The organism is Streptomyces sp. NPDC059355, assembly GCF_042752335.1.
In the GTDB taxonomy this organism is placed as follows: domain Bacteria; phylum Actinomycetota; class Actinomycetes; order Streptomycetales; family Streptomycetaceae; genus Streptomyces.
The window spans coordinates 32,043-41,833 of record NZ_JBHYXN010000060.1; the positions used below are offsets into that span (position 1 = coordinate 32,043).

Annotated in this window: 9 protein-coding genes; 1 reads left to right on the plus strand and 8 read right to left on the minus strand. The window is 73.8% G+C overall.

The genetic code is table 11. The annotated features are described in order from the left end of the window. Positions 1-53: 53 nt before the first annotated feature. Genes ACFXGI_RS35380 through ACFXGI_RS35415 form a run of 8 tightly spaced genes read right to left on the minus strand, consistent with a single transcriptional unit; the run spans position 54 to position 8,153 of the window. Positions 54-1,532 carry an NADase-type glycan-binding domain-containing protein gene (locus ACFXGI_RS35380; protein ID WP_384716045.1) on the minus strand — a complete coding sequence of 493 codons (1,479 nt, stop codon included), beginning with the start codon at positions 1,530-1,532 and terminating at the stop codon, positions 54-56. After that, positions 1,529-2,101, minus strand: coding sequence for a phage tail protein (locus tag ACFXGI_RS35385; protein ID WP_384716048.1), 573 nt, complete (start codon positions 2,099-2,101; stop codon positions 1,529-1,531). The genes ACFXGI_RS35380 and ACFXGI_RS35385 overlap by 4 nt, the downstream gene beginning before the upstream one ends. Continuing rightward, positions 2,098-4,056, minus strand: a complete 1,959-nt coding sequence (locus tag ACFXGI_RS35390; RefSeq protein WP_384716051.1) for a putative baseplate assembly protein — start codon at positions 4,054-4,056, stop codon at positions 2,098-2,100. Before ACFXGI_RS35390 ends, ACFXGI_RS35385 begins: the two co-directional genes overlap by 4 nt. Beyond that, positions 4,056-4,487 carry a GPW/gp25 family protein gene (locus tag ACFXGI_RS35395; RefSeq protein WP_384716053.1) on the minus strand — a complete coding sequence of 144 codons (432 nt, stop codon included), beginning with the start codon at positions 4,485-4,487 and terminating at the stop codon, positions 4,056-4,058. The genes ACFXGI_RS35390 and ACFXGI_RS35395 overlap by 1 nt, the downstream gene beginning before the upstream one ends. A 22-nt stretch (positions 4,488-4,509) precedes the next feature. After that, a complete protein-coding gene (locus ACFXGI_RS35400; protein ID WP_384716056.1) occupies positions 4,510-6,426 on the minus strand; it encodes a VgrG-related protein in 1,917 nt (638 codons plus the stop codon). Next, positions 6,426-7,148 (minus strand): LysM peptidoglycan-binding domain-containing protein, encoded by a 723-nt coding sequence (locus ACFXGI_RS35405; protein WP_384716059.1) that lies wholly within the window; start codon positions 7,146-7,148, stop codon positions 6,426-6,428. The genes ACFXGI_RS35400 and ACFXGI_RS35405 overlap by 1 nt, the downstream gene beginning before the upstream one ends. A gap of 31 nt (positions 7,149-7,179) precedes the next feature. Further along, positions 7,180-7,602, minus strand: coding sequence for a phage tail protein (locus ACFXGI_RS35410; RefSeq protein WP_384716062.1), 423 nt, complete (start codon positions 7,600-7,602; stop codon positions 7,180-7,182). A gap of 56 nt (positions 7,603-7,658) precedes the next feature. Continuing rightward, positions 7,659-8,153 (minus strand): hypothetical protein, encoded by a 495-nt coding sequence (locus tag ACFXGI_RS35415; protein ID WP_384716065.1) that lies wholly within the window; start codon positions 8,151-8,153, stop codon positions 7,659-7,661. 1,183 nt (positions 8,154-9,336) lie between these two features. On the opposite strand from ACFXGI_RS35415, the gene ACFXGI_RS35420 reads away from it, so the two are divergent. Continuing rightward, positions 9,337-9,612 carry a hypothetical protein gene (locus tag ACFXGI_RS35420; protein WP_384716068.1) on the plus strand — a complete coding sequence of 92 codons (276 nt, stop codon included), beginning with the start codon at positions 9,337-9,339 and terminating at the stop codon, positions 9,610-9,612. Positions 9,613-9,791 lie beyond the last annotated feature (179 nt).

Here is a 9,791-nt window from a genome sequence, read left to right on the forward strand (position 1 = left end):
TCGGGTCGGGGCGGGCATGCTCAGGGCTCCGGCACGGGCTCCTGTGTGAGCGGTCAGGAGCGGTTGGCGTTCGACGGGCCGAAGAACTCGATCTCCGCGATGGCGACCTGCTTGTCGGCGGAGGTCGTGTGCGACGAATCGACGGTGAAGCGGACCTTCGTGACTTCGCCGACGGGGAACGGACGCCGCTGGCCGCCCGCCCCCTGGTCCAGGGTCAGTCGGCGCGTGGTGACCTTGCCGTCCTTCCCGGTGATCGTCGCCGTGACGCGATGCGGAAGGGCCGACTCGCCCGTCTTGTCGGCCCGCGCGGAGACGCCCGGGGTGATGATCAGGTCCAGCAACCGGGTCGGCTCGCTGAAGGTGGCCTCGATCCACTCGCCTTGGCCGGACTGCGAGACGCCGGGCCCCCACCAGGTGTTGCTGCGCTTGTCGAAGACGAGCTCCGGCTGGTGGCCGGGATACGAGCGGGAGGCCGCGATCCGGTCCGGGGCGACCGGGGCCCGCTTGGCGAAGTGGTCCAGGGTGGCCTGGATACCGGCGGGCAGGTACACGAAGCCGAGGATCGCCAGGGTGACGACGACGGCGAGGGCGATCCAGGTGCCGATGCGGTCGAAGACACGGCGCAGCCGGGGGCGGTCGCCCGCCCACGGCGTCTCGCGGTGCCGCCCGTCGAAGAGACGGCGCCACCAGGGCGCCCGTCCGGGTGCGGTGGCCTCGCCGGTTTCGGCCAGCGGCATCGCGCAGCGCACGCAGTAGTGGCGGTCGGCACGGTTGGGCGTCGAGCACCACGGGCACGGCGGGCCGCCGTCCACGCCGGGTTGTTGTCCGGGGGCTCGTACGGCGGGCCGCTCGGTGTCCGGTCGGCCGGGCAGGACGGGCGCGGCGGCGGCCGGAGAGGGGCTCGGCGCGTCCGTGTCCGCCACGGGCACCAGGAGGGATCGGGCCCGGTCGGACATGGTGTCGCTCAGCGGGTGCGGGGCCGGTGCGGCGGGCGCGTGTCCGGCGGGCGCGGAGGCGGTCGGCGCGGGCCCGCTCGGTGCGGCGCCCTCCGGCGATGCGCTGTCCTGCGGCGACGGGACGTCCCGGCGCGCCGGACCCGCAGACCCCGCGCCCCCCGACTCGGCGCGCCCCGGCCCGCCGGCCGTTCCCGGGCCTTCCGGACTCGCGGGAGTCCCCGGGCTGACCGTCCCTTGCTGAACCGACGTCAGTCCCCGCGAACCGCCGGATCCCGGTGCCGCCCCGCCCGGACGGGCGGCGTCAGCCGGGCCCGCAGGCGTGCCGGCGTGCGCGGGCGTACCGGTGTCGGAGCCGCCCGTCCTGCGGGCGTCGGGCGCGGTTCGGGCCGGCCGTGCAGCCTCGTGCGGCGGCCTCGCACCGTCGGCGGCGGGTCCGTGCAGGTGCGACGACGAGTCGGCGGGCCGCGCGGCGCGGGCGGCGCTCTGGTCCCAGCCGAGCACGGCGCCGCACGCGTCGCAGAAGGACTGGCCCGGTTCTGCGCGTGTTCCGCACTCGGGGCAGTTCTGCGTGGTCATGTCTTCAGAATCCTTTCGGTGGCGGTCACCTCGACCGTGTACGGCATGTGGGCGGGGCGGGCGGCGGCGACGAGGGAGTCCAGGCGGTGGGTGTCGGCCGGAGTCGGGTCGGGCAGCCGGAGGGTGACGTGCAGACGGGGGCGCGGGGCGCCGGGTAAGGGGCCGAGCGGGCGGGCGTTCCAGTCGGCGCCGCCGCTCTCGGCGATTTCGGGTGCGACGCCGAAGGCGAGTCGTACCGCCTCCGCGAGGCCAAGCCGGGTGCCGCGGACCCGGTGCAGCGCGACGGCGGCCGCGACGGCGGCCCGCAACCTGGGCTCGGGCTCGCTGCCGTCGGTCTCGGCACCCACCCAGGTGCCGAGCCACCGTGCGAAGTCGCCCGGGGCCAGCGCCGGGTCGAAATAGCTGTCCAGGCAGTCCAGGACGTTGAGGATGGGCGCGAGGACTTCGTCCAGGCCGCCGACGAACCGCTGTGCCAGGTCGTCGTCGGCGAAGACGGCGGGGAGCATCGCGCCCAGCGGGAGTGAGGAGCCCAAGCCGTCGACGGAGCCCCGGTAGGGAGTGGTTGTCATGCGTCGTCCCCGATCACCCGGACGCGATGGTCGAAGGAGAAGACCAGCGAGGGCCGCTCCAGGTCGATGCGGTCGGTCGGGTTGCCGCGCTTGCCGGTGAGGGGATCGGCGGGGTGCAGGACGACCTGGTCGACGAGTTCCACCCCGCCGACCCGCTGCAGTACCGCGAACACCTCGCCCGTCTGGACGGGCCTGCCGAAGGGCCAGCCCTGCCCGTCCGTGCCTCCGGTCAGCGGGTCGAGGTGGCGGTAGAGCGCGTCGTGCGCCTGGCGGCGCACCCGGTCGGTGTCGACGCCACGGAACGCGTGCACCGTGGCGACGACCGTGACGCCCTGGTAGTACGGCGGGCCGACGGCCAGCCGGGTGCCGATGAGACGGCGCTCGTCGAGGTGCCGGGTGATCCGGCGCAGCAGGTCGTCGCCGGGCACGAGCTGCTCGAAGCGCAGCCGCCCGCCCGGATCGGGGACGGCCTGGGGGACGACGAGGACGCGGACCGCGTAGGCGCCGTGCTCGCCCTCCTCGCCCTCCAGGCAGGCGATGCGCGCGGTTTCCGGCGCGGCGCGACGGGCGAGCTCCTCGTAGTCGCGCAGGGTGACGGCGCGGTCCTGGGCGCGGAGCGTGATCGGCGCCCGCAGCTTGGCCTCCTTCACCGTCTCGCCGTCGACACCACCGTGCGCCGCCTCGCGGTTGACGACCTCGGCCACGTACGGGATGGAGGTGCGCAGCACCTGGACGGCGCCGCGCGCCACGTTGCCGCCGCGTCCGCCGCCGCTGCGGTAGCGGTGCGCGCGGACCACGGAGCCCTTGGGGGCGACCGCCCCGTACTGGCGCAGCGTCCCGTCCGGTTCGCGGACAGCCGGGCCGAAAGCGATCTCGCCGGTGGCGCCTTCCAGGGTGACGTGGCGGTCGCCGGGCCGGGACGCGGCGAAGTGCGGGACCACCTGCCAGTCTTGCCAGCCGTCGTCGTCGGCGGTCTGCAGGAGCAGCGGCGGGTCGTCGGCGACGACCGGGGCGTGGGTGAGCCGCAGCCGCTGGCCGGGCAGTCCGGTGGCTTCGCCGAGGGCCTCGTCGTGGACCGTCTCGGCATGCACGGCACGGGTGGTGCCACCGATGGTGTACGCATCGACGGAGCGGATGCTCGGCGAGGCGGTGTAGAAGGGCTGGCCCGGCAGTGGGTCGGTGACGCGGCAGCGGACCCAGCCTGCCTCCCGCCCGCCGTTGCGTGAGAGCACATGGCCGCCGGGCAGGTGCAGGACGACGTCGCCGGGGCGATTGAGACCGCCGGTGCCGTCCCGGTCCACCTCGCAGGGCTGCCAGCCGTCCTCGGTCCACGCCTCCCACAGCAGGGGCGGCTGGCGCGGATCGACACCGACGCCGTCGACGCGGCTGTCGAGCTCCAGGGCGAGCGCGCAGTGCGGAGCGGCCGCGGTCAGACCGATGAGCATGCAGTCGCCTGGGTTCGGGGCCTCGGCGAAGCACAGTACGTCCTTGCCCTCGACGAGTTCCGTGGTGCGGTCCGTGACGGGCTGCCCGCGGTGCTGCACCACCACGTGGGACATTGCGCACGGGACGACGGCCAGGTCGCGCTCGGTGGCGAAGACGACGGCCTCCTCCCGCTCGGTGCGCAGCGTGGCGACCTCGGTACCGGCCGGGACCAGAACCACGTCCTCTTGGGGCGCGGACAGCCAGAAGGTGACGTCCGTGCGCGCCGCGGAGGGCGGGAAGAGGGTGATGCCCACCAGGTCGAGGAAGGCGAGGTGGTTCTTCTCCGGGACGCGGTTGAGCCGGTACACGATCTGGTCCGCCATGTGCGCGACCGTCTCGACGAGCGTGACGCCGGGGTCGGAGACGTTGTGGTCGGTCCACTCCGGGGCGCGCTGCCGGATGTAGCGCTTGGCGTCGTCGACGAACTGCTGGAAGCGCCGGTCGTCGAGGTTGGGGGAGGGCAGGGACATCAGTGGTCGCTTTCCGAGGAGCCCGGCGAGCCCGGCTCGTCGTGGGAGGGGATGACGTAGAAGGGGAAGACGAGGCTGCGCGGGTTGTTCGTCCCGCGGATGGAGTACCGGATGTCGATGAACAGGACGCTCTGGTCGGCGCCGGTGGAGACTTCGACGTCGTGGACCTCGATCCGGGGTTCCCAGCGGTCCAGGCTCACGTACACCTCGTGCTGGATTCGTCCCGCGGTCTGCTCGTTGACCGGGGCGAAGACGAGGTCGTGGATGGCACAGCCGAACTCCGGGCGCATCGGCCGCTCGCCCGGGGCGGTGGCCAGGACGAGCCGGATGGCCTCCTCGACCTCGCGCTCACCGCTGACCAGGGCGATGCCCCCGGTGGGTCCGATGCGCAGGGGGAACGCCCAGCCGGAGCCGACGAACTGTTGGGCCATCAGGGGGCCACCTGTCTTCTGGTCATCCGAAGGGGTACTTGATGGTGTTGACGTAGAGGAGGCCCATGAGGTCGACCTTGATGGCGCGGATGCCGACGTTGGCGATGGTGTTGACCTGGACCGTACCGCCGGAGGTGATCATGGTGGCGCCCACGGCCTTGAGGCTGAGCGCGCCCATCGCGTCGATGCTGACGGCGCCCGCGAGCGACTTCAGGTTGACGATGCCGCGGCCCTGGATGTCGAGGAGGCCGCCGCTCTTGATGGTGAGCCGGCGCCGGGCGCTGAGCGTCAGGTCGGTCCCGGCTTCGATCGACACCGAGCGGCCGCCCGTGATGGTCACCGACCCCTTGCTGTCGACGGTGATCTCCGTCTCGGTGCGGTCGAGGTTGATGGTCAGCCGGTCGTCACCGCTGGCGATGCGCACGCCCTGCTTGCGCCTGCCGGTCCGCTGGCTGAGCAGGTCGACGCGGTTGCCCTGCCGGTCGGACAGGGTGTGCCGGGCGGCCTTCCGCTTCAGTCCGTCGTGCAGGGGTACATCGTCGATCGGGGTCGGCAGGTCCCGGCCGTTGTAGAGTCCGCCGATCACGTACGGGTGGTCCAGCGCGCCCCGGTCGAAGGCGACCAGCACCTCGTCCCCGACGTCCATCGGGAACACGCCGCCGCCGCCCACCCCGCCGGACTGCACGCTGCGGGCCCAGTCGCTCACGTACGTGTCGTCCAGCCACGGGAACTGGAGCTTGACCCGGCCCTGCTTCAGCGGGTCCTGCACGTCGGTGACGATGGCGTTCGCGACGCCGGGCAGCCGGGTGGCGCCGGCGGCGTCCGCCCCGCCGCCCCCGCCCGCGGCCAGCCCGTAGAGGGAGCGCCACTGCCGTCCGCTGACCGTGATCCACGACTCGTAGTGTTTGCCGTCGCCGAAGACGTGCCGCACGGAAGTGACGGTGTACTTGCCCTCGAAGGGCTTGCCCACGTCGCCGAGGGCCACGGGCACGCCCGGCCGGAGCTCGGGATTGCCATACACAGCGACCTCCAGCTCGGCGAACGACGAGGTGACGTCGGCGGCCAGGGCCCTGGCGGCCTGCTGGACCTCGTCCTGCCGGTCGTAGGGGACGCCGGTCTCGACGAGCTGCGCGGGCGCGAACTTCCCGGCCGCCTGGCCCGGGGTGAGGCCGATGGAGATGCCAGGGTCGGTCGTGGCCGAGGCTGTCTCGACGATCTTCTTCTTGGTGGTCACGTTCCAGCCGCGCGATTGGACCGTTCCGACCTGGTCCGCGGCGGTGACCGCCGCCCGCAGCCGGAGGATGTCGTGGCCGGCCTGGAGCACGAACGGGCTCTTGTCGCCGTCGGTCCGCGGGGACGGCGCGCCGGCCGACGGTGTCGGCGTGACGAACCGGAACTTCCCCTTGGCGTCCAGGGACATCACCATGCCGTTCTCGTCGGCGAGCCGGGAGAGGAAGTCCCAGTCGGTGACGTTGGGCTGGCTGATGAACCCGTACGCGCCCTTCGTCGACTGGATCCGGCCGATCGGCACGCCGTCCAGGGCGGCGAGCTTGCGGGCGATGTCCGAGGCCTTCTGGTTGCGGTAGGCGGCGACGCGGCGCCGGCGCATCATCCGGTGCCCGAAGTCGTAGCCACGGATCACGGTGAAGCTTCCCGTGCCGTCGTAGTCGGCCTCCAGGGCGGTGACCTCGCCGGTCAGCACGGGCTTGCCGCCGCCCTGGCCGTCGGAGATCGGCGTCAGGACCACCCTCGTGCCGAAGGTGACGCCGAGCTTGCCGAGGACCAGGCGGTACGGGTCGCGGAAGGTCAGCCGGAACGCGGCGGGCACGCCGACGCCCTGGTCGACCCAACCCTCGACGAGCAGCGGGGCGATGTCGTCGGGGAGTTTCACGGAACCGATCCGCACCTGCATGATGCTGGAGAACGCGGGCTGCACCATCAGCGCGACACCTCCTCGGGTGCGGGAAGCACCAGTTCGGTGCCCGTCGGCAGCCGGGACGGGTCGTCGATGCCGTTGATCTCGGCGATCGCCCGCCAGACGGTGGCCGTGCCGTACTCTCGCCACGCCAGCGACTGGAGCGAGTCGCCGGCCACGACGCGGTGCACGCGCTGCGCGGTGAGCGCGCCGGACGTCGGGTTCTGGCCCTTGGTCTTCCCCGGGATCTCCACCAGGTGCACCTGACAGGTGGCACGGATCGGCACGCCCGTGGTGCCGAAGAGGCTGTACGACGCCTCGACCGAGCTCACGTACGCGACGAAGCGGGCCGTGGAGAACGACCCCCACTCGAACACCACCCACGGCGGCGACGGCTGGTCGGCGGCGATGCTCTTCGCCGTCACCTCGCAGCAGTCCAGCAGCGATTCGACCTTCTTCAGCACCGTGTTGGCGGTCGGCGCGGTCGACGAGTCCAGGAAGATCTCCAAGGTCATCTCGCGCGGCTCGGCGCCCATGAACTCCGGCTTGGAGCCGTCGCGCACGGCCATCGTCGGCGTTGCCTTCCACTGAGCGCGCTGGCTCAGGGACAACTGCGCCGGATTGAACTCGAAGCCGAACGTCCGCATCAGCGCCCCGGGCGTCGTGCTCGTCCCGACCGGCGGTTCGTGGATCGCCAGCGTCGCGCGCACCAGGCTCTTGCCGGCGCCCCTGCTGCTCGTGGCCATGGGTGTGCCTCCCTTCCGCTCCGTCGCGCCGTCAGTCCGTGAACCCGTGGTGGGCGATCTCCAGGACCTCGGTGGCCACGGCGGGGCTCGCGGGATCGAGGATGGGGCCCTGCCAGCTCACGGGCAGGACGTCGATGAGCCCCCAGCGGGCCACCAGCGACCCGTCGGCCCGCAGCGCCGCGATCTGGGCGGTGGGCCGCTTGATCCCCGTCTGGACCGACGAGATCCACTTGGCGACCTTCGAGGTGTCCGGGGTGAGCGGCCGGGTGAGCCGGATGGTGGGGAAGGTGACCCGGGTGGGCAGGTGCCACACGAAGCCGTTGTTACCGCCTTCCTGGCGGTGCTCGACCTCCACCTGGGACGACAGGCCTTCGCATCCGTTGAAGAAGCCGAGGCTCTCGCCGTCGATGGTGAGGGTGAACCAGATGGTGGACCCGGGGTCCTGGCGAGGCATCCGAGGTGGGCCTTTCTGTCGTTCTGCGGTGGTGGCGCGCGGTGACGGGGGTTCCGTCAGGCGCGCGGATCGCGGAGTCTGCCGATCCGTTCGCGGTCCATGCGCAGTTCGGTACGGACGAGGCGGGTGACCCGGCCGATGATCCGGTGCACCAGCTCGTCCAGCTGGAAGTCGGTCAGATCGCGCGGATCGAACGCGCCGGGGGGAATCGCGGTGTATTCGGGCGGCGGGTCCTCGGCGGAGACCGCCGTCCCGGAGGCCGGGCTGCCGCCGGGCGGCTCGTACGGTGGCGGCGGTTCGGCCGACGGAGCCGGCGGGGAGGACTGCGACGACGGCCGGAGGTGCCCCAGCGTCTGGGCCACGCCGGCCGACGCGGCGGCGGCGAGCGCGCCGATGGCCCGACCGGAGCCGGAGCCGGAGCCGGAGCCGAAGGAGGGGAAGCGCTGGACCGTGGGCCCGGCGGGCGTAGACCCCCCGGACGGTGCCCTGGCCGCCGCGCCCGCGGGCAACGCCGGAGCCGCGGCCGCGGGCGGCGGCCTCAGCGGAGCCACGGGCAGCGGAACGCGCGCCGTGGCGCCGGCGTTGCCCGCGGGGCGCCGGCGCGGTGGAACACCCCTTACGGGGAAGGCCCGTTGGACGGGAAGAACATCGGCCGTACGCGCAGGTGCCGGCGCGGGCGCGGAAGCGCCGGTACGGGGACTGCGGTGCTCCCGCCCGGCGCCCGGTGCCGTCCGGGCGGGCGCGCCGCCGAGCGGCGCCCCCAGCGGGGAGCGTGGTGGGGCAGAGGGCACCGGGGACGACATGGAACCGGGTGTGGGGCGCGACGGGGACGGCGATGACGCGGCTCCGGGGGCGGGAGTGGCCGGGGCCGCCAGGGGCGCACCGAGCCCCGCACGGGGAGCCGTGACACTGCGCTGCACCGGGACCGCGGGCGTTGAGCCGGTGGAGGCACGGGGTCGGGGTGCCGGTCCGGGGCCCTTGGCAACAGATCCGCGCCGTGACTCCGTGCGGCCGGGGGCCGACGGGGGTACGGCCGCGGGCGGGCGGGGCGCTCCGGGGCTGGTGGCGGGGGGTCCGCTCTGTGACTCCGTACGGCCGGGGGCCGACGGGGGCATGGCTGCGGATTCCCGGCGGACGACGGGCGCGGGCGGGCGGAGCGGTCCGGAGCTGGTGGCGAGCGGTCCGTGCTGTGACTCCGCGGGGCCCGGGGTCGACGGAGGTACGGCCCCGGGGCCGCGGTCGACGACGGACACGGGCGGGGTCGTGGAGCGTTGCACCGGGGGCGTCGCCGTACTGCGCCGGGCAACAGGGAGACCGGCGACCGGCGACGCTGCGGCCGTGGGGGTTCGAACGGAAGAGTCTGGAGACGGGGGAACGGGCTGGGTGGTCGCAATCTCCGGAACGGGCATCGGAGCCGGTGCGTCCGACCGCGGCGGGGTGTGCGGAGTCGGTCGGGGTGTCGCCGAGGCGCCCGGCCTCGGCGCGTCGCCCGACGCGCTGTGGCCGGCCGCCGGGGCACTGCGCTGGGTGTGCGTGTGGGGCTGGACGGCAGTCCTGGCAGCCGTGCCGTCGGGTACGGCAGAGGAGCGGCGGCCGTCGCCAGGGGCGGACGATGCCACTCCGGGCGCGGTCACCGCTCGCTGAACGGGCGTACCGAATCCGGGAGCGGCTGCTGTCACCGCCCGGGCGGGGACCGGGGTGTTGGTCGTGGGTGACCCGGCGTCGGACGGGTTCGTGCCAGCCCCCGCGGACTTCGCCTGGTCGCGCTGCGGGACGCTGCCGGGCGCCCGCGCGGGCGGCGTCTTCGCGGCGGGTACCGCTCGCTGGACGGGTGCGCCGGTCGCGGGTGGTGGAGCGGCCGCCGCCGGTGTGGGGATGGAGGTGTCGGTCGAGGGTGACCCCGACCGGGACGGGTGCGTGTCCGTCCCCTTGGGCTTCGCCAGGTCGCGCTGCGGGGGGCTGCCGGGTGTGTCCGTGCGCGGCGCGCTCGCGGTGGGTGCCGCTCGCTGAACGGGCGTACCGATTCCGGACGTGGCTGCTGTCACCGCCCGTGTGGGGATCGGGGTGTTGGCCGTGGGTGACCCCGACCGGGAGGGGTGCGTGTCCGTCCCCTTGGGCTTCGCCAGGTCGCGCTGCGGGGGGCTGCCGGGTGTGTCCGTGCGCGGCGCGCTCGCGGTGGGTACCGCTCG